Source organism: Streptomyces sp. NPDC024687 (genome assembly GCF_055559055.1).
The window spans coordinates 752990-773805 of the sequence record NZ_JBVHLJ010000003.1 but is presented as its reverse complement, the minus strand read 5'-3'; the positions used below and the strand labels follow the sequence as shown (position 1 = coordinate 773805).

General features: G+C 70.0%; 22 protein-coding genes. 5 read left to right on the top strand and 17 right to left on the bottom strand.

Annotation, left to right across the window (positions count from 1 at the left end; all coding sequences use genetic code 11):
* Window positions 1–2: 2 nt before the first annotated feature.
* The 3 genes from ACZ39I_RS15430 to ACZ39I_RS15420 form a co-directional block, all read right to left on the bottom strand.
* Window positions 3–1004, bottom strand: a complete 1002-nt coding sequence (locus ACZ39I_RS15430; protein ID WP_467244906.1) for a methionine synthase — start codon at window positions 1002–1004, stop codon at window positions 3–5.
* A gap of 71 nt (window positions 1005–1075) precedes the next feature.
* Complete coding sequence (locus ACZ39I_RS15425) at window positions 1076–1765, bottom strand: SDR family oxidoreductase (RefSeq protein ID WP_467244905.1); 690 nt, start codon at window positions 1763–1765, stop codon at window positions 1076–1078.
* A gap of 23 nt (window positions 1766–1788) precedes the next feature.
* The gene (locus ACZ39I_RS15420; protein ID WP_057616347.1) at window positions 1789–2328 is read right to left on the bottom strand and encodes an LOG family protein; all 540 of its coding nucleotides are present in this window, start codon (window positions 2326–2328) and stop codon (window positions 1789–1791) included.
* A 50-nt stretch (window positions 2329–2378) separates the two neighbouring features.
* Between ACZ39I_RS15420 and ACZ39I_RS15415 the strand changes: the two genes are divergently transcribed.
* Window positions 2379–2702, top strand: coding sequence for a DUF427 domain-containing protein (locus tag ACZ39I_RS15415; protein WP_352389336.1), 324 nt, complete (start codon window positions 2379–2381; stop codon window positions 2700–2702).
* A gap of 37 nt (window positions 2703–2739) precedes the next feature.
* Window positions 2740–3522, top strand: a complete 783-nt coding sequence (locus ACZ39I_RS15410) for an alpha/beta fold hydrolase (RefSeq protein ID WP_467244904.1) — start codon at window positions 2740–2742, stop codon at window positions 3520–3522.
* 209 nt (window positions 3523–3731) lie between these two features.
* On the opposite strand, the gene mnmA is transcribed toward ACZ39I_RS15410, so the two are convergent.
* Window positions 3732–4856 carry a tRNA 2-thiouridine(34) synthase MnmA gene (mnmA, locus tag ACZ39I_RS15405; protein ID WP_467244903.1) on the bottom strand — a complete coding sequence of 375 codons (1125 nt, stop codon included), beginning with the start codon at window positions 4854–4856 and terminating at the stop codon, window positions 3732–3734.
* Between the two features lie 60 nt (window positions 4857–4916).
* On the opposite strand from mnmA, the gene ACZ39I_RS15400 reads away from it, so the two are divergent.
* Entirely contained in the window at window positions 4917–5606 is a 690-nt protein-coding gene (locus ACZ39I_RS15400; protein WP_467244902.1) for an N-acetylmuramoyl-L-alanine amidase, read from the top strand.
* Window positions 5607–5665: 59 nt separating this feature from the next.
* On the opposite strand, the gene ACZ39I_RS15395 is transcribed toward ACZ39I_RS15400, so the two are convergent.
* From ACZ39I_RS15395 to ACZ39I_RS15385, 3 genes are all read right to left on the bottom strand, one after another.
* The gene (locus ACZ39I_RS15395; protein WP_467244901.1) at window positions 5666–6835 is read right to left on the bottom strand and encodes a cysteine desulfurase family protein; all 1170 of its coding nucleotides are present in this window, start codon (window positions 6833–6835) and stop codon (window positions 5666–5668) included.
* Between the two features lie 66 nt (window positions 6836–6901).
* Entirely contained in the window at window positions 6902–7168 is a 267-nt protein-coding gene (locus tag ACZ39I_RS15390) for a DUF4190 domain-containing protein (protein ID WP_467244899.1), read from the bottom strand.
* A 35-nt stretch (window positions 7169–7203) separates the two neighbouring features.
* Window positions 7204–7368: a hypothetical protein gene (locus tag ACZ39I_RS15385; RefSeq protein WP_352389330.1), complete on the bottom strand. Its 165-nt coding sequence runs from the start codon at window positions 7366–7368 to the stop codon at window positions 7204–7206.
* A 133-nt stretch (window positions 7369–7501) separates the two neighbouring features.
* Here ACZ39I_RS15385 and ACZ39I_RS15380 point away from each other — a divergent pair, with 133 nt between their 5' ends.
* Window positions 7502–8128 carry a TetR family transcriptional regulator gene (locus ACZ39I_RS15380; RefSeq protein ID WP_467244897.1) on the top strand — a complete coding sequence of 209 codons (627 nt, stop codon included), beginning with the start codon at window positions 7502–7504 and terminating at the stop codon, window positions 8126–8128.
* Between the two features lie 79 nt (window positions 8129–8207).
* Here the strand turns inward: ACZ39I_RS15380 and ACZ39I_RS15375 are convergent, their stop codons facing one another.
* Both ACZ39I_RS15375 and ACZ39I_RS15370 read right to left on the bottom strand, forming a co-directional pair.
* Entirely contained in the window at window positions 8208–8597 is a 390-nt protein-coding gene (locus ACZ39I_RS15375) for a hypothetical protein (RefSeq protein WP_467244895.1), read from the bottom strand.
* Window positions 8598–8952: 355 nt separating this feature from the next.
* The gene (locus tag ACZ39I_RS15370) at window positions 8953–9807 is read right to left on the bottom strand and encodes a thioesterase family protein (RefSeq protein WP_467244894.1); all 855 of its coding nucleotides are present in this window, start codon (window positions 9805–9807) and stop codon (window positions 8953–8955) included.
* A gap of 144 nt (window positions 9808–9951) precedes the next feature.
* Between ACZ39I_RS15370 and ACZ39I_RS15365 the strand changes: the two genes are divergently transcribed.
* Window positions 9952–11172, top strand: a complete 1221-nt coding sequence (locus tag ACZ39I_RS15365; RefSeq protein WP_467244893.1) for an alpha/beta hydrolase — start codon at window positions 9952–9954, stop codon at window positions 11170–11172.
* Here the strand turns inward: ACZ39I_RS15365 and ACZ39I_RS15360 are convergent.
* The 8 genes from ACZ39I_RS15360 to ACZ39I_RS15325 all read right to left on the bottom strand — a co-directional run bounded on the left by ACZ39I_RS15360 (window position 11081) and on the right by ACZ39I_RS15325 (window position 20719).
* The gene (locus ACZ39I_RS15360) at window positions 11081–11737 is read right to left on the bottom strand and encodes a trimeric intracellular cation channel family protein (protein WP_352389325.1); all 657 of its coding nucleotides are present in this window, start codon (window positions 11735–11737) and stop codon (window positions 11081–11083) included. The two genes, ACZ39I_RS15365 and ACZ39I_RS15360, sit on opposite strands and share 92 nt — an antisense overlap.
* A 22-nt stretch (window positions 11738–11759) precedes the next feature.
* A complete protein-coding gene (locus tag ACZ39I_RS15355) occupies window positions 11760–13151 on the bottom strand; it encodes a M1 family metallopeptidase (protein WP_467244892.1) in 1392 nt (463 codons plus the stop codon).
* 99 nt (window positions 13152–13250) lie between these two features.
* The gene (locus tag ACZ39I_RS15350; protein WP_467244891.1) at window positions 13251–14621 is read right to left on the bottom strand and encodes an ABC transporter ATP-binding protein; all 1371 of its coding nucleotides are present in this window, start codon (window positions 14619–14621) and stop codon (window positions 13251–13253) included.
* Complete coding sequence (locus ACZ39I_RS15345; protein WP_467244889.1) at window positions 14618–15709, bottom strand: ABC transporter ATP-binding protein; 1092 nt, start codon at window positions 15707–15709, stop codon at window positions 14618–14620. The genes ACZ39I_RS15350 and ACZ39I_RS15345 overlap by 4 nt, the downstream gene beginning before the upstream one ends.
* Window positions 15706–16713 carry an ABC transporter permease gene (locus ACZ39I_RS15340; RefSeq protein ID WP_352389321.1) on the bottom strand — a complete coding sequence of 336 codons (1008 nt, stop codon included), beginning with the start codon at window positions 16711–16713 and terminating at the stop codon, window positions 15706–15708. Before ACZ39I_RS15340 ends, ACZ39I_RS15345 begins: the two co-directional genes overlap by 4 nt.
* Before the next feature lie 69 nt (window positions 16714–16782).
* The gene (locus ACZ39I_RS15335) at window positions 16783–18531 is read right to left on the bottom strand and encodes an ABC transporter substrate-binding protein (RefSeq protein ID WP_467244888.1); all 1749 of its coding nucleotides are present in this window, start codon (window positions 18529–18531) and stop codon (window positions 16783–16785) included.
* Between the two features lie 59 nt (window positions 18532–18590).
* Entirely contained in the window at window positions 18591–19589 is a 999-nt protein-coding gene (locus tag ACZ39I_RS15330; RefSeq protein ID WP_069765645.1) for an ABC transporter permease, read from the bottom strand.
* Between the two features lie 335 nt (window positions 19590–19924).
* Entirely contained in the window at window positions 19925–20719 is a 795-nt protein-coding gene (locus ACZ39I_RS15325; protein ID WP_467244887.1) for an enhanced serine sensitivity protein SseB C-terminal domain-containing protein, read from the bottom strand.
* Window positions 20720–20816: the final 97 nt, after the last annotated feature.

Genomic DNA, 20816 nt, shown 5'->3' with positions numbered 1-20816 from the left:
CGTTACTCTGGGTTGTCCGCGAGGGACCTCGCCGCCTGGGCGCAGTGGGCGAGAGCCCGGCGCGCGTACTCGGGGGACGCGCCCGCGAGTCCGCACGACGGAGTGACCGTGACCGCCTCCGCGAGAAGTCCCGGATGCAGCCCCAGCCTGCGCCACAGCGTCCTGACACCCATGACGCTACCGGCAGGGTCTGACAATGCCGTGTCCGTGCCGGGCACGACACCGGCGAAGAGCCTCGTCCCGCCTTCCACCGCCTCGCCGATCACGTCGTCGTCACGCTCGGTGAGGAGCGAGAAGTCGAAGGAGACCGCCGCCGCGCCCGCCCGCCGCAGCAGGGCGAAGGGGACGTCCGGTGCGCACGAGTGGACCACGACGGGGCCGCCCGCGTGAACCCCGACGACATCGCGCAGGGTCGCCTCGACCACCTGCCGGTCCACGGCCCGGTGGGTCCGGTAGCCGCTGGCGGACCTCACGTGCCCCCGCAGTACGGCGATCAGGGAGGGCTCGTCGAGCTGGAGCACGATCCGGGCGCCGGGGACCCTGTTGCGGACCTCCGCCAGATGCAGCCGCAGCCCCTCAGCGAGCGAGGCGGCGAGGTCCCGGCAGGCGCCGGGGTCGGACAGGACGACCTCGCCGTTCCGCAGTTCCAGCGCGGCGGCGAGCGTCCAGGGCCCGACGGCCTGCACCTTCAGCTGCCCCTCGTACCCCTGGGTGAACTCCTCCAGCGCGTCGAGGTCCTGCCCGAGCCAGGACCGCGCCCGCTTGGTGTCCCGGCCCGGCCGGTCCCCGAGCCGCCACCCGCTGGGCTCCACGCGCGCGTACAGCTCGACGAGCATTCCGGCGGTGCGGCCGATCATGTCGGCGCCGGGGCCGCGGGCGGGCAGTTCGGGCAGGAAGGGGAAGTCCTCGAAGGAGCCGGTGGCGGTCCTGGCGGCCTCCCGGGCGTCGCCGCCGGGGAGGGAGCCGATGCCGGTGGCGGGGGCGAAGCGGATGTCTGCGGTCACGTGTGAAGCCTACGTAGGTGACCGGCGTGGTTCTCGCGCGGTTCCCGCGTGGTTCTCGCCCCGCCGGAACGTCAGCGACCGGGGCGGACCGTGAGGTCGTTGATCTCCGCGTCCCGCGGCAGGTCGATCGCCGTCACGATCGTTGTGGCGACCGACTCGGGGTCGATCCATCGTGCGGGGTCGTACTCCTTGCCCTCCTGCCGGTGGACCTTGGCCTGCATGGGGCTGGCGGTGCGGCCGGGGTAGACCGAGGTGACGCGGACGCCGTTCGCGTGCTCCTCGTGGCGCAGCGAGTCCGCCAAAGCCTTCAGGCCGTGCTTGGAGGCGGCGTACGCGGACCAGTCGGCGTGCGCGGTCAGCCCCGCGCCCGAGTTCACGAACACCACATGGCCCCGGGCCGTCCGGAGTTGGGGCAGGAAGTGGCGGGTCAGCTCGGCCGGGGCGATCAGGTTGACGTTCAGCTGGTGACGCCAGGACTTCGGGGTCAGGTCGCCGACCGGGCCCAGGTCGACCACGCCGGCGATGTGCAGCAGGGAGTCCACCCGGTCCGGCAGCGTCTGGTGCGAGAAGGCCCAGCTCAGCTTGTCGGGGTCGGCAAGGTCCCCGACCAGGGTGCGCGCCCCGGGAAATTCCGCCGCCAGCTCCTTCGCCCGGCCCGCGTCACGCGCGTGCAGCACGAGTTCGTCCCCGCGCGCGTGCAGACGCCGGGCCACCGCCGCGCCGATGCCGGAGCCCGCTCCGGTGATCACATGTGTAGCCATGCCGCCATGCTCGCATCACGGCGTCAGCGCGTACCGAGCGACTCCTCCAGGTACGCCAGCGCCCCCACCGGCTCCTCCGCGAAGAACACCAGGTCGGTGAGCGGACGGGGCAGGAAGCCCTCGTCCTCCATCCGCCGGAACTGCTCCTTCAACCCGTCGTAGAAGCCCGCCGTGTTCAGCAGGACGACCGGCTTCTCGGTGTGCCCGTGCTTCTTCAGCTCCAGGATCTCGGTCGCCTCGTCGAGCGTGCCCGTGCCGCCCACCATGATCACCACGGCGTCGGCCTTCTCCAGGAGCAGCTTCTTGCGTTCGGCGAGGTCCTTCGCGATCACCATCTCGTCGACGCCCGGGCGGACCTTGGCGGCCAGGAACTCCACGGAGACCCCGACGAGCCGTCCGCCCGCCTCCTGCACCCCGTCCGCGACGACCTTCATCAGGCCCACGTCCGAACCGCCCCACACGAGGGTGTGCCCGCCCTTGCCCAGCAGCTTCGCGAACTCCCGCGCGGGGCGCGTGTAGCGGTCGTCGAGGTCGGCGGCGGAGAGGAAGACGCAGATTCGCATGAGGTCACCGTACGCGGGAAGAACCGGGGGCCCGCGAGCGCTTTTCCGGTATGGCCGAAGGACACACGATCACCATCGAGCAAACCGACCAGCACGTGCGCGTGGTGCACGGCGACCAGGTCCTCGCGGAGAGCGAACGCCCCCTCGTGCTGCGCGAGACGGGCTCTCCCGTGCGGTACTACCTCCCCGCCGAGGACGTACGACTCGACCTTCTGACCCCCTCCGACACCCACACCTACTGCCCCTTCAAGGGCACCGCCTCCTACTGGTCCCTGCCGGACGCGCCGGACCTGGTGTGGTCCTATCCCGAGCCGAAGCCCGCCGTCGCCGAGATCAAGGACCACCTCTGTTTCTACGAGGTCGACGTGTCCTGACCGATGAATTCCGTGCCGTGCGGCAGTCTCCTCAGGCATGGAAAACAAGACCCTCTCGCGCGACGGCACCCCGATCGCGTACAGCCGCACCGGGCAGGGCCCGGCGGTCATCCTGGTCAGCGGCGCGATGTCCACCGGCGGCACGGTCGCGCCCCTGGCCGTGCCGCTGTCCGAACGGTTCGACGTCCTCGTGTACGACCGCCGGGGCCGCGGTCGGAGCGGTGACACGGCCCCCTACGCGGTGGCCCGTGAGGTCGAGGACCTCGCCGCGCTCATCGAGACGGCGGGCGGCGAGGCGTGCCTGTGCGGTATCTCCTCCGGCGGTGCGCTGGTCCTGGAGGCCGCGGCGAGCGGCCTGCCGGTCCGCCGGGTCGCCGTGTACGAGACGCCGTTCGCCGACTTCCTCGACGGGGGCGCCGAGCAGAACGCCGAGTACACCCGGAGCCTCGAAGCGGCGCTCGCCGAGGGGCGGCGCGGGGACGCGGTGGAACTGTTCCTGCGGCTCACCGGGATGGGCGAGGAGATGATCCAGGGCGCCCGCCAGTCCCCCATGTGGCCCGGCATGGAGACGGTCGCCCCGACGCTCGCCTACGACAACGCGGTCATGGCCGGCGGCCTGGTCCCCCGGGACCGCCTGACCTCGGTCACGGTCCCGGTACTGGCCGTCGCGGGCGGCGCGAGTCCCGAGTGGATGCGCGAGGGCACCAGGGCGGTCGCGGAGGCGGCCCCCAAGGGCTCGTACCGTGTCTTGGAGGGCCAGACCCACATGGTCGACCCGAGCGCCCTGGCCCCGGTCCTGACGGAGTTCTTCACGGACTGACGATCCCCCCGGTACGCGCGCGTGGCGAGGCCTGTCCATGCGCGCGGGCGCGGGACGGTCGGGGTGCGCGCCGACACCGCACCGGGCGCACAAGAGCCGCCGGCAACCACTGGCCCGCTCGCGTGCGCGCCCGCAACGTCACGGGCCGGACGCAGGCCCGGCATTCGTCGCGAGCCGTGCGTCCGGCAGCGTCAGCGTCTGGCGGGTCGTCAGGCCACGCCTGCCGTCACCCGCATCGTGGAGGCGATCGTCGCCGAGCCCACCACGCGCGTGTCGTCGTACAGGACGATCGCCTGGCCGGGGGCCACTCCGCGGACGGGCTCCGCGAACGACACCCGCAGCTCCCCGTCCACCAGCTCCGCCGTGACCTCGGTCTCGCCGCCGTGGGCGCGGAGCTGGGCGGTGTAGGTACCGGGGCCGGTCGGGGCAGCCCCGCACCAGCGCGGCTTGACGGCCCGCAGACCGGTGACATCCAGCGCGGCGGCCGGGCCGACCGTCACCGTGTTGTCGACCGGCGAGATGTCGAGGACGTAGCGCGGCTTGCCGTCGGCGGCCGGGGTGCCGATGCGCAGCCCCTTGCGCTGGCCGATCGTGAAGCCGTACGCGCCCTCGTGGGTGCCGACCTTCGTGCCCGACTCGTCGACGATGTCGCCCTCGGCCCTGCCCAGGCGCGAGGCGAGGAAGCCCTGGGTGTCGCCGTCGGCGATGAAGCAGATGTCGTGCGAGTCGGGCTTCTTGGCGACCGCGAGGCCCCGGCGCTCGGCCTCGGCGCGGATCTCGTCCTTGGTGGTGACGGTGTCGCCGAGCGGGAACAGGGCGTGCGCCAGCTGCCTCTCGTCCAGGACGCCGAGGACGTACGACTGGTCCTTGGCCATGTCGGAGGCGCGGTGCAGCTCACGGGAGCCGTCCTCCCGGACCAGCACCTTCGCGTAGTGGCCGGTGCACACCGCGTCGAAGCCCAGCGCGAGCGCCTTGTCGAGCAGGGCCGCGAACTTGATCTTCTCGTTGCAGCGCAGGCAGGGGTTGGGGGTGCGGCCGGCCTCGTACTCGGCGACGAAGTCCTCGACGACGTCCTCGCGGAAGCGGTCGGCGAGGTCCCAGACGTAGAACGGGATGCCGATGACGTCGGCGGCACGGCGGGCGTCGCGCGAGTCCTCGATGGTGCAACACCCGCGCGCGCCCGTGCGGAACGATTGCGGATTCGCGGAGAGCGCGAGGTGGACGCCGGTCACGTCGTGGCCGGCTTCGGCCGCGCGGGCGGCGGCGACGGCGGAGTCCACTCCTCCGGACATGGCGGCGAGAACGCGAAGGGGGCGCTGCGTGGTGTCAGTCATAACCCTTCAAGAGTAAGGGGGCGCGGGAACCGGGGCAGCCGGGTATCCGTTGACGACCACATGGGGGCGACAGAGGGTTCCAAGGACGCCGACCGGCGCATCGGCCGGCGGGCCCTGCTCATCGGCGGGACGGCGGCCGCCGTGGGCTCGGCGGTGCTGGCCCGTGACGAGCTGGCGCGGCTGTGGTGGCGGACGCCGGGGGTGGAGAAGCCGCGGGTCGAGGGCGCGGTCGACTTCAGCGGGGCGCAGTGGGTGGCGGCCTCCGACGCCAACTGGCGGCGCGCCGACCGGCCCGACGACTACGGCATAGACATGGTGATCATCCATGTCACCCAGGGCAGTTTCGCGAGCGCCGTGAAGGTGTTCCAGGACCCGGGGCACAAAGCGGCCGCGCACTACATCGTCCGCAAGGACGGGCACATCACGCAGATGATCCGCGAGCTGGACGTGGCGTACCACGCGGGCAACCGCGCCTACAACGAACGCAGTGTGGGCATCGAGCACGAGGGATTCGTGGACCGGCCCGAGGATTTCACGGACGCGATGTACGCGGCCTCGGCGCGGCTCACGGCCCGGATATGCGCGCGGTACGCCATCCCCGTCGACCGCGAGCACATCATCGGCCATGTGGAGGTGCCGGGGACGGATCACACCGACCCGGGCGAACACTGGGACTGGGACCGGTACATGAAGCTGGTGCGGCAGAGAACCGCGGCCGCAGGCGGGGCCAGGGCCGGGGGCACTCCCTGACCCGTGCGGTCCTCGGTGGGCTCACCGGCGTGCAGCGCGACGACGCCGCGTCGGGGCCGTTACGTCAGCCCCGCCGCGCGGGCGCGTTCCACCGCCGGGCCGATGGCCTTCGCGACCGCCTCGACGTCCGCCTCGGTGGAGGTGTGGCCGAGGGAGAAGCGCAGGGTGCCGCGGGCCAGGTCGGGGTCGGTGCCGGTGGCGAGCAGGACGTGGCTGGGCTGGGCGACGCCCGCGGTGCAGGCGGAGCCGGTGGAGCACTCGATGCCCTGCGCGTCCAGGAGCAGGAGCAGGGAGTCGCCCTCGCAGCCGGGGAAGGTGAAGTGGGCGTTGGCCGGAAGGCGGCCGCCCGGCGCCGGGTCGCCACCGAGGATCGCGTCCGGGACCGCCGTACGGACCGCCTCGATCAGGGCGTCGCGCAGGGCGCCGATCTCGGCCTCGAACCACTCGCGCTGCTCGGCGGCGAGGCGGCCGGCCACCGCGAAGGAGGCGATGGCGGGGATGTCGAGGGTGCCGGAGCGGACGTTGCGCTCCTGGCCGCCGCCGTGCAGGACCGGGACGGGGGTCCACTCGCGGCCGAGGACGAGCGCGCCGATGCCGTACGGGCCGCCGATCTTGTGGCCCGACACCGTCATCGCGGCGAGGCCGGAGGCGGTGAAGTCGACGGGGGTCTGACCGAAGGCCTGGACCGCGTCGGAGTGCAGCGGGACGCCGAACTCGGCGGCCGCGTCGGCGAGTTCGCGGACCGGCATGAGGGTGCCGATCTCGTTGTTGGCCCACATGACCGTGGCCAGGGCGACGTCGTCGGGGTTCTGGGCGATGGCCTCGCGCAGGGCGTCGGGGTGGACCCGGCCGTGCTTGTCGACGGGGAGGTACTCGACGGTGGCGCCCTCGTGGTCGCCGAGCCAGTGGACGGCGTCGAGGACGGCGTGGTGTTCGACGGGGCTGGCGAGGACCCGCGTCCTTGCGGGGTCCGCGTCGCGCCGGGACCAGTACAGGCCCTTCACGGCGAGGTTGTCGGCCTCCGTGCCGCCGGAGGTGAAGACGATCTCGCTGGGCCGGGCGCCGAGCGCCTCCGCGAGGGTCTCGCGGGATTCCTCGACCGTGCAGCGGGCCCTGCGGCCGGAGGCGTGCAGGGAGGAGGCGTTGCCCGTGGCGCCGAGGTGCGCGGTGAGTGCCTCGACCGCCTCGGGGAGCATCGGGGTGGTCGCGGCGTGGTCGAGGTATGCCATGGTGACGCCGATTCTACGGGTCGCGGGTGAGCGCCCTCGGGCCAGGACCGGCCGGTGCCGGCGGCCTCAGAAGCTCCAGGACGGCGTGCTGTCCAGCTGCATGAAGGCCACCAGGACCAGGAGGTCGGCCACTCCGAGGCCGAGGCCCAGGTAGGCGCGGCCGCGGCGGGCGGTGCCGCGCCACAGGGCGACCGAGGCCAGGACGATGGCGATCGGGCCGAGGAAGAGGTTGAGGACGAGCAGGCCGATGAGGCCGAGGATGAAGGACGCCACGGCCATGCCGTCGGCGTCACGGGCGCCGGTTCGGTTGGTGGCCTGCGCGGTGAGCTGCATGGTGATCAGTGCTCCTGGGGACGGTGGGGCGGCGGTCAGTGGCTCGGGGTGCGGCGGCGCGAGTGACGCTCGCGGAGCGCGAAGACGCCCAGCCAGACGGCGATCACGGCGGCGGCGACGGCGGTGAAGGTGAGCGGCGCGTGGGCGACGGTGCCCAGGACGACGCCGAGCAGCATGAGTGCGGCGACGAGGAACAGCATGGGACGGATCCCCCTCCGGGACGACTGTCGTTACGTTTGGGTGAACAGTTGTGGTTACAGTTGTTCACTGACTCTGGAGTCTAGCGTGTCGCACGGCTTTTCAATTACGGAGAACAGTTGTTAACTGGATGACATGAGTCACACCCTCGGCCTTCGGCAGGCACAGAAGCAGAAGACCCGGCAGGCGCTCCTGGACGCGGCGCTGACCCTGCTGGAGGAGCAGAGCCTGAGCAGCCTGGGCCTGCGCGAGGTCACGCGTGCCGTCGGCGTCGCGCCCACTGCCTTCTACCGGCACTTCCGCTCCACCGCCGACCTCGGCGTGGCCCTCGTCGAGGAGGCGCTGGGCAGCCTGCACCCGATGATCCGGACGACGGTGTCCGCGGCCGACGACCACGCTCAACGCATCACGCGCGCCATCGAGTTGATCGCCGGTCACGTAGACGCGTACCCCGCTCATGTCCGTTTTATCGCCCGGGAACGACATGGCGGTGTCCAGCCGGTCCGGGAGGCCATCCGGGAGCAACTCGCCCGGTTCGGGCAGGAGGTGAAGGACGAGCTGGCCAAGGACCCGGTGTCCGAGGGCTGGAGCGACGACGACCTGCTGATGCTGGCGAACCTCTACGTCGACCAGATGCTGATCACGGCCTCACTGTTCCTGGAGGCCCTGGAGGCATCGCCGGAGGAGCGGGAGCGCGTCTGCCAGGTGGCGGAGCGTCAGCTGCGACTGATCGGCATCGGCCGCGAACACTGGCTGGACTAGGGCGAGTCCGGCAACGCACAGGGGCGGCACCCCCGTTCACCGGGAGTACCGCCCCTGCCGTACGACGTCCCGCGCCCTGTCAGCTCTTCGTCGCCTCCGCGCTGGGCGCACCGCTGGGCACACCGCTCGGAGCCGCGCCGCCCCCGCTGCCGCCGGGGCCGCCGCAGCCGCCCATGCCGCCGCCGGGGCCGCCCTGACCGCCCTGGCCCCCGCCGGGCCCGCCGCTCGGCATGCCGGAGGGGTTGCCGCTGGGCGCGCCCGACGGCCGCGCGGTCGCGTTGCCGGTGGGGGCACCCGAGGCGGCGCCGGTGGGCATGCCGGACGCGTTTCCGGTGGGGGCCTGACAGTTCTGCTGCCCCGAGGTGCCGCTGTTCGAGGTCGACGACGAGTCGCCCGAGCCGCAGGCCACCAGGGCGAGGGGCGAGAGCGCCAGCAGGGCCACGGCGGGGAGGAGACGCACACGCTTCATGAGAGACAGCTCCAGGGAGGATGAGGAAGTCCTGAGGCCGGGAACTCTCGCAACGGCCCCTGAGCCTTCGTTGAGTCCGGCCTGTCCCCCGCCTGTGCGGCAGGCAAAGCGCGACTAAAGCAGCCCCTCTGAGCTGGGGTTCCGCACGGATCGCTCACCTACTGGCTGGTACAAGCCCGTGACAGAAGGGGCCTCACAACACCTCCCAGGCGTCGGCGAGTTCACCCCGGGCTGCGTCTGACGGGGTCGTCCGGCTCCCCGCCGGGCGGGCAGCGCGGCCATCACCTTGCACGGCGGGACCGACAGGAGACGGTCGGGCTTCACGCCACCAGGGCCCCAGGCCCCCAGGGCTCGCTCAGGCCAGCCTCACCCGTGCCAACTGCCGTGACTGGGCGACCAGTCGGTCCCCGCTGTCCCAGACCTCGGCGTCCTCCTCCAGGAAGCCGCCGGCGAGGTTGCGGGTGGTGATGGAGACGCGCAGCGGGCCGGGGGCCGGGCGGCAGCGGACGTGGACGGTGAGTTCGACCGTGGGCACCCAGCCCTTGAGGCCGATCTCGAAGGCCGTGGGCGGCAGCGCGTCCACCGCGAGGAGCAGGGAGAAGGGGTCGGCGTCCCGGCCGTCGGCGAGCCCGAACCAGGACCGCATCTCGCCCTTGCCGGAGGGCGCGCCGAGGGCCCAGCCCAGGGTGGAGGGGTCCAGCTTGAGCATCAGCCGGTCGGTGATGGCGGAGCTGCCCTCGACGGGGGCGGGCCCGTCCTCGGGACCGAAGCACTGGTCCATCGGCGGGATCACCGGCGGCTTCGCCGTCGTACGGACGTCGTCGGGGAGGGCGTCGAGGTCGCCGTAGGAGGCGAGGACGCGGATGCGCTCGACCTCCTTGCCCTCGTCGTCGTACTGGAAGAGCGAGGCCTGGCCGGTGGAGAGGGTGCGGCCGGTGCGGACGACGTCCGTGCGGATCACCGCGGGTCCGGGCTGGGACGCGGTCAGGTAGTGCGCCGAGATCGTGAACGGGTCGGGGTGCGGCAGGGCGTCCGCGAGGGCGCGGCCCAGGACGGCCAGGAGGTAGCCGCCGTTGACGGCGCTGATGATCGTCCAGCCCGCGGAGAGGTCGATGTCGTAGACGCCGGGCGCGCGGCGGGTGACCGCGGTGTCCCGGTCGAACTCGCTGTCGCCGATCCTGGCGCGGGTGACGGAGGCTGCTTCTGGCATGGGTGAACGGTACAACAACTCCCTACTAAGCGGTAGCTTTGTCGGGCGACTCCACCTGTCGTCCCAGGTGAGACCCGCGCTATTTCTCGGTAAGTGTCCGTACTCGTCCGTGACCGATGTCCGGGCCTCCTCCTCTACAGGGACATGAGCCTCACCGGGACCGCGTTCCTCTACACGCTGATCGTGCTGTCCGTCGTCACCCTCGTGCTGCCGCTCGCCCTGTGGTCGCGGCTGCGGGGACCCCGGATCGCCCGCGCCGCCGCCCGCGTACTGATGGTGCTGTTCGCCCAGGGCACGGCCGTCGCCCTCGTCTTCGTGCTGGTCAACAACGAGAACAGCCTGTACGACAACTGGGCCGACCTGCTCGGCACCGGCAACCACGTCCAGCAGGCCGCGAACCTGGGCGCCGACGGCACCGGCGGGATCTCGCTGAAACGGTTGCCCAGGGTGAGGCAGCACTTCACCCACGCCTCGGGACCCGGCATGACGGGCGTGCGGGTCACCCAGCTCAAGGGCCGGGTCTCGGGGGTGAACGCCGAGGTCTACGTCTGGCTGCCGCCGCAGTACGCCGAGCCCGCCTACCGGCACCACAAATTCCCCGTGGTGGAGCTGCTGTCGGGCTATCCAGGCTCGGCGAAGGCCTGGTTCGGGTCACTGCACGCGGTCGGCCAACTGCGGCCGCTGATGCGGGACGGCCGGGTGGCGCCGTTCATCCTGGTCGCCCCGCGCATGAACCTGCTGGCCGGGGTCGACACCGGGTGCGCCAACATCACCGGCACGGTCAACGCCGACACCTGGCTCAGCGTCGACGTGCCGAAGATGGTCACGGACAACTTCCGCGCCCAGTCGGGTCCCGCGGGCTGGGCCGCGGCCGGGTACTCGGCGGGAGGGCACTGCGCGACGAAGCTCGCCGTCGCGCACCCCGACCGCTACCGGGCCGCGGTCAGCATGTCCGGCTACAACGACCCGATCGGCGAACGCAACTCGCTGGCCGCCGAGACCCCCGCCCTGCGGCGCGCCAACAACCCCTACGTGCTGCTGCGCGACGCCCGCACCCCGCCCGCGATCGCGCTCTACCAGTCCGGTCAGCCGGGCGACGGGTACGAGGCGGCCATGGGCCTCGAACAGATCGCGAAGGCACCGACGACCGTGCACGTGGTCTACATCCCGAAGAGCGCGGGCGGCCACAACATGGCGCTGTGGAAGCCGCAGGTGGTGCCGGCCTTCCGCTGGCTGACCGAGGAGATGGGGCTGTTGCACGGCCGGGCGGGCGCTACTCCTCACGCACGGTCGACCGGCGGTTCCACGCCCGCGGAGCTCGCCAGTGGAACCGCATCGCGAGCAGGCGCAGCACGAAGGCGGTGAGCGCGGCGAGCCCGCTGGTGAACGGGGAGAGAACGTCGTAACGGATGCACAGGGCGGCCATGGTGGCGCCGACGATCGCCGGGACCGCGTACAGGTCGCGGTCCCAGCGCAGCAGGGACGGGACCTCGTTGGCGAGCACGTCCCTGAGCACACCGCCGCCGACGGCGGTGGCGAGGCCGAGGGTCGCCGACTGGGTGAGGCCGAGCCCGTACTCGTACGCCTTCGTCGTCCCGGCGACGCAGAACAGGCCGAGGCCGGCCGCGTCGAAGACGTTCACGCCGGCCTGGATGCGCTCCACGTGCGGGTGCAGGAAGAAGACCAGGAGGGCGGCGAGCAGCGGGGTGATGAAGTAGCCCAGGTCCGTGAAGGCGGCGGGCGGTACCGCGCCGATGATCAGGTCCCGGAACAGCCCTCCGCCCAGCGCGGTGACCTCGGCGAGGACGGCGATGCCGAAGACGTCGAAGTTCTTGCGGACGGCCAGCAGCGCGCCGGAGATGGCGAACACGAAGATGCCCACGAGATCGAGCGTGTGCTGGACGGAGGGACTGAACAGTTGCTGGAGCACACCGCATTCTTGCGCAGGGCTCCTACCGGACCGGTTTGCCCGTCGTGAAGAGCCAGGTGTGGAACAGGTCGTCCAGCTGCTGTCCGCTGACCCTCTCCGCGAGGCGGACGAAGTCGGCGGTGCCGGCGTTGCCGTAGCGGTGCAGCCTCGTCCAGGCCGGCAGCAGCTTGAAGAACGCCTGGTCGCCGATCCGTTCGCGTAGCACCTGGAGGGTCATCGCGCCGCGCTGGTAGACCGCGGACGCGAACATCGTGTCGCGCTGCGGGTCGCCGACGGTGATCTGCCAGAAGGGGTTGTCGGCGGGGCGGGCGTCATAGGCGGCGACGAAGGAGTCGTGGGCGCTGCGGGTGCCCCGGTGCTCGGCCCACAGCCACTGGGCGTAGGTGGCGAAGCCCTCGTTGAGCCAGATGTCCTTCCAGCGCTCGACGGAGACCGAGTCGCCGAACCACTGGTGGGCCAGCTCGTGCACGATCGTGGTCTCGTTGCGCACCGCCGAGTACACCGGCTTGGTCTGCACCTCCAGCGAGAACCCCGCCTGCGGCATGTCGTCGACGATGGCGCCGGTCTCCTCGAAGGGGTACGGCCCGAAGACCTGCGACCAGTAGTCGGTGGCCTCGGCGGTGATGCCGTACACGTCGACGTTGTTGCTGTTCTCCAGGACCGGGTCGATGGCCGTGTAGATGGGGATCCCGCCGGGGGTCTTCCCGGTGCGCACGTCGAACTTGCCGATGGTGGCGGTCGCCAGGTAGGTCGCCATCGGCTTCTTCTCGCGCCAGTGGGTGTACGTCGAGCCGCCCTTGTCGTACGTCGACACGAGCCGGCCGTTGGAGACCGCGGTCAGGCCCTTCGGGGTCCTGATGCGGATGTCGTAGGTCGCCTTGTCCGCGGGGTGGTCACTGGACGGGAACCAGGTGGAGGCGGCGTTGGGTTCACAGGCGACGAAGACGCCGTCGGGGGTCTTCATCCAGCCGTAGTCGGAGCCGAAGACGATGGGACCGTTGAGAGGTTCGGGGATCCCGCCGTAGGTGACGGCGACCGTGAAGTCCCGGCCCTTGCGCAGGGATTGGCGGGGGCTGATGCGGATCTCGTCGCCGTCCCGCGTGAACCGGGCCCGTCTGCCGTCCACTTCGACTTTCGTGACCTGCAACTTCTGCAGATCCAGGTCGAAGGACGAGAGGTTCTGGGTGGCGCGGGCGGTGAGTGTCGTACGGCCGTCCAGCCGGTCGGTGTCCGGGTTGTACGCCACGTCGAGGGTGTAATGGCGGGCGTCGAAGCCGCCGTTGCCGAGGTTCGGGAAGTAGGGGTCGCCGATGCCGGGGGCGCCGGGTTTCGGGCCGGGGGCGGCGGCGATGACAAAGAAGGAAGCCGCCGCGGTCGCGACGGCTCCTAAACGTGCCGAACGGGAGAGTGTCATGGGTGTCGTCCCTTTCGAGCCTGTGCCGATAAGTCGGACACGGACGACTCTTCACTCTCCCGTTCGGGCATGTGCATGACTTTGCCAACTTGTCATGCGTTACTTGTCGGTTGACTCCTGACGGTCGTCTTCCGCTTCCGGCGAGCCAGGGGTGTCGGAGACGGGCACCTCGGCGGCGGCAGGCACCTGGGCGCCGGCGGCAGGCGTGGTCCTCGCTCCCGGGCCGGTCTTCCCGGTCGTGGCCTCGGCATCCGCCGTGACCTCGACCGCGGGCTTCTCGGCCGCGGGCTTCTCGGCCGCACCCTCGGAGGGCGCTGCCTCCTTGGAGCCCTTCACCTCCGCCGCCACCGCCGCCGACGTCTCGGCCGACTCCGCCAGGACCTCCTCGGCGACCAGTCCGGCCGCCTCCTTGGCGACCGACAGGAGCACGGTGTCCTGCGGGGCCTGGTCCTCGAAGTTCTCGGGGTGGTGGCAGGCCACGCGCTGCCCGGGGCGCAGCTCGATCAGCGGCGGCTCCGTCGTCTTGCAGATCTCCGTCGCCTTCCAGCACCGCGTGTGGAAGCGGCAGCCCGAGGGCGGGGAGATCGGGGACGGGACGTCGCCGCGCAGCAGGATGCGCTCGGACTTGGCGCCGCGGCGCTTGGGGTCCGGCACCGGGACCGCCGACATCAGGGCCTTGGTGTACGGGTGCATCGGCGCCTCGTACAGCGAGGTGCGGTCGGCGAGTTCGACGATCTTGCCGAGGTACATCACCGCGATGCGGTCCGAGACATGGCGTACGACGGACAGGTCGTGCGCGATGATCACGTAGGTGAGGCCGAGCTCGGACTGGAGGTCGTCCATCAGGTTCACGACCTGCGCCTGGATCGACACGTCGAGGGCCGAGACCGGCTCGTCCGCCACCACCAGCTTGGGCTTCAGGGCCAGGGCGCGCGCGATGCCGATGCGCTGGCGCTGGCCGCCGGAGAACTCGTGCGGGTAGCGGTTGTAGTGCTCGGGGCTGAGGCCCACCAGCTCCAGCAGGCGCTGGACCTCCTTCTTCACCCCGCCCTCGGGCTCCACGCCCTGAAGCCGGAACGGCGCCGAGACGATGCCGCCGATGGTGTGCCGGGGGTTCAGGGAGCCGTACGGGTCCTGGAAGATCATCTGTATGTCCCGCCGCAGCGGACGCATCCCGGCCGAGTTCAGCCGCGTGATGTCCTGGCCCTCGAAGTGGATCGAGCCGCCGGTCGGGTCCTGGAGGCGGGTGATGACCCGACCCATGGTCGACTTGCCGCAGCCCGACTCGCCGACCACGCCGAGGGTCTCGCCCTTGCGCACCTCGAAGTCGATGCCGTCGACCGCCTTGACCGCGCCGACCTGGCGCTGGAGGACGCCCTTGCGGATCGGGAAGTGCTTCTGGAGACCCTCGACCTTGAGGAGGACCTCACGCTCTTCCGGAGCGACGTCGGTTTTCTTGGTCTCACTCACAGCTTCGGCGCAATCTCTTCGGTCCAGATCCGCGTGCGGTCCTCCAACGAGAGGTGGCACGCGGAGAAGTGCCCGCCGCCGACCTGCTGGAGCTCCGGGCGCACGGTACGGGTGACATCGCCCTTGGGGATGTCCGCGTACGGGCAGCGGGGGTGGAAGGCGCAGCCCGAGGGGACGTTGATGAGGCTCGGCGGCTGGCCCTTGACGGGGATGAGCCGCTCGGAGGTCTCCCGGTCGATACGCGGCATCGAGCCCAGCAGACCCCAGGTGTACGGGTGCTGCGGCCGCTCGAAGACATCGTCGACGCTGCCGCGCTCCACGCACCGCCCGCCGTACATCACCAGCACGTCGTCGGCGATCTCGGCGACCACACCCAGGTCGTGGGTGATGAGGACGACCGCGGAGCCGAACTCCTTCTGCAGATCCCGGATCAGGTCGAGGATCTGCGCCTGGACGGTGACGTCCAGGGCGGTCGTCGGCTCGTCCGCGATCAGCAGCTCGGGGTTGTTGACGAGCGCCATGGCGATCATCGCGCGCTGGCGCATACCGCCGGAGAACTCGTGCGGGTAACCGTCCACGCGCTTGGCCGGCTCGGGGATGCCGACCCGGTCGAGCATCTCTATCGCACGCTTGCGCGCGATCTTCTTGCTGACGTTGTGGTGGACCCGGTACGCCTCCACGATCTGGTTGCCGATCGTGTAGTACGGGTGCATCGCGGACAGCGGGTCCTGGAAGATCATCGCCATCTCGCGGCCGCGCAGCCTGCGCACCTCGTCCGGGTCGGCGGAGACCAGTTCCTTGCCGTCCAGCCAGATCTCGCCCGACATCCGGACGTGCTTGCCCTGTGCCCCGAGCCGGTGCAGTCCCATGATCGCCAGCGAGGTGACGGACTTGCCGGAGCCCGACTCGCCCACGATGCAGAGGGTCTTGCCCTTCTCCACCTGGAAGCTGAGCCCGTCCACGGACTTGACCAGTCCGTCGTCGGTCGGGAAGTGCACCTTGAGGTCGCGGACCGCGAGGAAGGCGTCGGGGGCGTTCCCCGGAGCCGGCTCGCCCAGGGCGGCACCGGTCTTGGAGAGTTCGGTCACGAGAGCCTCACCCGCGGGTCGGCGGCGGCGTACAACAGGTCCACCAGGAGATTTGCGATCACGACGAAGAGAGCGGCGAGCAGGGTGACACCGAGGATCGGGGGCAGGTCGTTGTCGGTGATGCCCTGCACCGCGTACTGGCCGATGCCGGGCAGCGAGAAGACCGTCTCGGTGATCACGGCACCGCCGAGCAGCAGACCCAGGTCCATGCCGAAGACGGTGATGATCGGGGTCAGTGCGGCCCGCAGCCCGTGCCGGGCCACGACGTTGCGCTCCCGCAGGCCCTTGGCGCGGGCCGTGCGGATGAAGTCCTCGTTCATCGTCTCCAGCATGCCCGAGCGGGTCAGCCGCGCGTAGATGGCGGAGTACAGGAGCGCGAGCGAGCACCAGGCCGGGAAGAGCGTGTTGGCCCACTGGGCCGGATTCTCGGTGAACGGTACGTAGGTCCGCCCGAAGATCGGCCACTGGTAGGTGAAGAGCAGCAGCGCCAGGTTGCCCGTGAAGAACATGGGCAGCGAGACACCGGCGAGCGCGACGCCCATGAAGGTGCGGTCGAAGAAGCTGCGGGGCTTGAGCGCGGAGATCACACCGATCACCACACCGGACACCAGCCACATCACAGCGGCACCGGCGGCCAGCGAGACGGTCACCGGGATGCGCGAGGTGAGCTGTGGCCAGACCGCCTGGTGGTTCTTGAAGGAGTAGCCGAAGCAGGGCGCGTCACAGTGCGCCGTCGTGGGGCCCAGGTTGTAGGTGGCGCCGGTCACGATCCCCTTGATGAAATGCCAGTACTGGGCATACAGGGGCTCGTCCAGACCGAGGTTCTGCTTGACCGCGAGGATGTCGGCCTTCGTCGGACTCTTTCCGATGTACTGCTGCGCGAGCTGGTCGGCGGTCTGGCCGGCCATCCGCGGCAGCAGGAAGAAGATCGCGAAGGTGACCGCGGTGACGACCAGCAGCAGGATCACTGCCGCGAACGTCCGACGGAGGATGTACGAGATCACGGGGATCGGCGCTGGTGCCCGCGGGCCGCGAGGCCCACGGGCACCAATGCCTTCACCTGCCTTCCGGGGCTACTTCTTGGTCGTGCCGATGTTGAGGTAGTCGTACTGACCGCTGAAGGCCGCCGTGGACACCAGGTTGGTGAAGCCCGTCGGGCGGTACAGCAGGACCTTGAAGTAGGTCAGCGGAACGAGCGCGGCCAGGTCCATCGCACGCTTGTCGACCTGCCCGTACAGGGCGTTGCGGGCGGTGTCGTCCTCGGTGGCGATGGCCTTCTCCAGCATCTCGTTGATCTGCTTGTCGTTCAGATACGAGAGGTTGGTGTTGCCGGAGGCACCGATCGCGTCACCGTGCAGGATCTGCTGCAGGAAGCCGTAGCCGGAGGGCCAGTCGGCACCCCACTGCATCATGTGCAGACCGATGTTCTGCTTCTTGTCGAAGGACGGCACACCGGCGTAGTCGGTGAAGTACTTGCCCGACGGGTACTGCTTCAGGCTGGCGTTGATGCCGACCTTCTTCAGCGAGGCGATGATCGCGGTGGCCGCGTCGATCTCCTGCGGGCGGTCGCTGCGCGCCGAGAGGTTGGTGTTGATCGTCGTCTTGCCGCAGGCCTTCAGCTGCTCCTTGGCCTTGGCGACGTCACCCTTGTTACCGGTCGTCTCGTAGACGTTGGTCTTCTGGTAGCCGGTGATGTCCGGCGGCAGAACGGTGGTGGCGATGTCACCGCGGATCGGGCCGCCCTCGGCGGTCTGCACGGAGACCTTGTCGATGGCGTACTCGACGGCCTTGCGGCACTCGACCTTGTCGAACGGCGCGACCTGGTTGTTGATCGCCATGTAGACCAGACGGCCACCGTAGGTGTTGTCCGTGTTGGACTTCAGGTCGGCGCTGTTGACGACCTTCGCCTGGGTCGCGGCCTGGACACCGGTACCACCGAGGTCGATCGCGTCACCGGCCTGGACGTCCTGGTCGATGGTCTCCGGGCTGACCTTCAGCTTGACGACGATCTTGTCCGGGTACTGCTTGCGCAGCGGGTCGCTCTTCGCGTCCCAGTTCTCGTTCTTGACGAGGACGGCCTGCTTGCCCTCGTCGTAGCTCTGGAACTTGTACGAGCCCGAGGACACGATGCTCTTGACGTAGTCGATGCCGGTGTCCTTGGCCTGCGGGACCGGCGCCGTCTGCGGCGTCGCGACCAGGTAGTCGAACTCCTGGAAGGGACGGTTGAGCTTGAAGACGATCGTGGTGTCGTCCGGCGTCTGGATGGACTTCAGACCCTCGGCGCTCTTGTCCTTGTAGGGACCCTTGTACGCCTTGCCGCCCTCCATGAACTGCTGGAAGTAGTTCGGGCCGAGGGAGAGCACGTCACGCGCGAAGTTGGAGCGCTCGACGGCGTACTTGACGTCCTTCGAGGTGATCGGCGTGCCGTCCTGGTACTTCAGACCCGAGCGGATCTTGTACGTCCAGGTCTTGCCGCCGTCGCTCGGCTCGCCCGCCTTCTCGGCGAGGTCCGGGACCAGCTTGTTGCCCTCCTCGCCCGGACCGGGCTGGAAGGTCATCAGCGGGCGGGCGTACAGCCGGCTGAGGTTGTACATGTAGGCGTAGTACGTGTTGCCGGGATCGAAGGAGTCCGGCACGTCCGAGAGCTCGTACGTGACCGTCCCACCCTTCTGGGTGGAGGCATTGACGACGCCCTTGGTCGCTGCGTTGGCCCCAGCCGACTTGTTCCCGTCTCCACCGTTGTCATCGGCTTTGCTGCAAGCCGAGAGCAACAGGCTCGCACTGCCGATGGCCGCCACTGCGGCCAGCGCTGACCTTCGCATGATGGTCTGCTTCCCCTTCAATTGTCGGAAATCTTGTGGACTCTCACCGCGGCCGCGGGTCAGCGGCTGCGCGGGTCGAGAGCGTCGCGGAGACCGTCGCCGAGCAGATTGAACGCCAGCACGGTCACGAAGATGGCCAGACCAGGCACGATCATGAACTGCGGGTCGACCTGGTAGAAGTCGACGGCCTGGTTGAGCATGCCGCCCCAGGAGGCCTGGGGAGGCTGGATGCCGACGCCGAGGAAGCTCAGCGACGCCTCGAAGAGGATGTTGGTCGGAATGAGCAGCGTCGAGTAGACGATGATCGGGCCGACGAGGTTCGGCAGCAGCTCCCGGAACAGGATGTACGGCCCCCTGGCCCCCATCCCGCGCGAGGCGTCGACGAACTCCCGCTCACGCAGGGCCAGCGTCTGGCCGCGCACGATGCGGCCCAGGTAGGGCCAGTTGAAGAAGCCGATGACGAAGATCAGCACACTGATGTGCAGCGGCAGACCCTCGAGGCCGAAGGCGCCGCCCTGGAGCGTGGCCGAGATGGCGATGGCGAACAGCAGGAGCGGGAACGCCAGGAAGGTGTCCATCAGCCGGCTGATGATCGTGTCGACCCGTCCGCCGTAGTAGCCGGCGACCACGCCGAGCACGGCGCCGATCGTGTTGGACAGGATCGTGGCGCCGAACGCGACCACCAGCGAGACCCAGGAGCCCTCGAGGATGCGGGTGGCGATGTCGCGGCCGAACTTCGGCTCCACACCGAGCGGGTGCGACCAGCTCATGCCGCCGAAGTCGCCCTTGGGCAGCGAGGTGTTCGGGTCGATCAGGTCCTGGTGCAGGGCGTTCGGGTCCAGGCCGAACATGGCCTGGATGGGACGGGAGAGCACCGCGAGCAGGATCAGCAGGATGACGATCACGCCACCGGCGACCGCCACCTTGTCCTTCTTGAACCGGGACCAGGCGATCTGCCCCAGGGAACGGCCCTCGATCTGCCCCTTGTCGACGCCGACGAGGACAGCCTCCGGCTGCGCCTCGGCCTGCGCCCCGGTGGTCTCGATCGGTGCGGTCACAGTGACCCGACCCCTCTCGCCGGTGGTGACCGGCCTACACCTGCCGTGGATTACGGCTTTGTCGACTTGCTCAGCGCACAGGAACGTCTGATCCTGCGTCTGCCTGGGGAGTCTTCAGCTTCGCTGCGATCACCCGCCAGGCCTGACGAAGAAAGTATGCGTAACCGTGATGCAGTACGAAGGATTCCGTTATCCGAACAGCGGGTAACGCCCCTCGGACGCATGCCAGTTGGGACAGAACGGCACAATAGGCGACGATCGTGATGATCCGCCGCTATCTACGCGCGAAGAAATGTGGCCGTTACGTAAACGAGGCGAACGGGTTGTCATCGCTCTCAGTAACCGCCACGGGCCGGCGGGTAGCCGTACCCGGCCGCCGGCGCCTGGGCCGGGGATCCGTGGGCCTCACGGTCGTAGAACGGACGGGCCCCGGCGCGCATCCACAGCGCCACCGGGTCGTACTCGTCGGACATCGCCACGGTCGACACCGGCAGCCCGTCCGGGACGGCGCCGATGGACTGCTGCATCATCGCGCGCACCGAGTCCACGGCGGAGGGGCTGGTGTCGTACACGTCCAGGCCGATGGCCAGATACGGCGCCCCGAGAGCCGGCTGCACCCAGGCGCGGCGCAGCGAGCGGACCGCCGGGGTGCGGTGGGCGTTCTGCACCAGCAGGGCGTAGAACTGGGGGATCTCGATGCCGGGTTCCGACAGCCTGAGCGGCCCCGCGGGCTGGCGCTCCAGGCCGGTCGCGATGCGCCGCAGGTCGAGCCAGGGGATGCCGACCCCGCCGCCGGGGGCGTGCGGGTTGAGCCAGAGGCCGTAGTGGTCGGGGTAGAGCGTGCGGGCCACGTCGATGCCGTCGACCACTTCGTACGAACGGTTCCAGCCGCTGGCGCTCAGCTCCTGGGCCGAGGTCACACAGGGGGCGTAGCCGTAGCCGTCGACCTCCATGTTCGCGTACTGGGCGTCCGGGGAGCCGGACTGGCCGTGCCACAGGAGCATCCAGATCTGGCCGGATCCGGGGGTCGCGAGTGCCTTGAGCAATGCCTCGTAGGCGTCGTAGCGCCCGGGCGTCACCTGGCGCAGCATGTGCTCGACCGTGCCGGTCGCGGTGCCGCTGGCGCTCACGTCGTATCGCCCCTTCTTGAAAGTTCCCCGAGTATGAAACCAGCTTAAGCGCCCACCAGCTCGGGACCTGTGCGTCGTCGGCGAGTGCGGGTCGTCC

Coding starts and splice junctions, on each gene's coding strand:
- ACZ39I_RS15395 (WP_467244901.1), bottom strand. CDS start 6,835: ATGGCATACCTCGACCACGCCGCGACCACCCCGATGCTCCCCGAGGCG.
- ACZ39I_RS15420 (WP_057616347.1), bottom strand. CDS start 2,328: ATGCGAATCTGCGTCTTCCTCTCCGCCGCCGACCTCGACGACCGCTAC.
- ACZ39I_RS15415 (WP_352389336.1), top strand. CDS start 2,379: ATGGCCGAAGGACACACGATCACCATCGAGCAAACCGACCAGCACGTG.
- ACZ39I_RS15370 (WP_467244894.1), bottom strand. CDS start 9,807: ATGCCAGAAGCAGCCTCCGTCACCCGCGCCAGGATCGGCGACAGCGAG.
- ACZ39I_RS15410 (WP_467244904.1), top strand. CDS start 2,740: ATGGAAAACAAGACCCTCTCGCGCGACGGCACCCCGATCGCGTACAGC.
- mnmA (WP_467244903.1), bottom strand. CDS start 4,856: ATGACTGACACCACGCAGCGCCCCCTTCGCGTTCTCGCCGCCATGTCC.
- ACZ39I_RS15355 (WP_467244892.1), bottom strand. CDS start 13,151: ATGACACTCTCCCGTTCGGCACGTTTAGGAGCCGTCGCGACCGCGGCG.
- ACZ39I_RS15365 (WP_467244893.1), top strand. CDS start 9,952: ATGAGCCTCACCGGGACCGCGTTCCTCTACACGCTGATCGTGCTGTCC.
- ACZ39I_RS15425 (WP_467244905.1), bottom strand. CDS start 1,765: ATGGCTACACATGTGATCACCGGAGCGGGCTCCGGCATCGGCGCGGCG.
- ACZ39I_RS15375 (WP_467244895.1), bottom strand. CDS start 8,597: ATGAAGCGTGTGCGTCTCCTCCCCGCCGTGGCCCTGCTGGCGCTCTCG.
- ACZ39I_RS15390 (WP_467244899.1), bottom strand. CDS start 7,168: ATGCAGCTCACCGCGCAGGCCACCAACCGAACCGGCGCCCGTGACGCC.
- ACZ39I_RS15335 (WP_467244888.1), bottom strand. CDS start 18,531: ATGCGAAGGTCAGCGCTGGCCGCAGTGGCGGCCATCGGCAGTGCGAGC.
- ACZ39I_RS15400 (WP_467244902.1), top strand. CDS start 4,917: ATGGGGGCGACAGAGGGTTCCAAGGACGCCGACCGGCGCATCGGCCGG.
- ACZ39I_RS15380 (WP_467244897.1), top strand. CDS start 7,502: ATGAGTCACACCCTCGGCCTTCGGCAGGCACAGAAGCAGAAGACCCGG.
- ACZ39I_RS15385 (WP_352389330.1), bottom strand. CDS start 7,368: ATGCTGTTCCTCGTCGCCGCACTCATGCTGCTCGGCGTCGTCCTGGGC.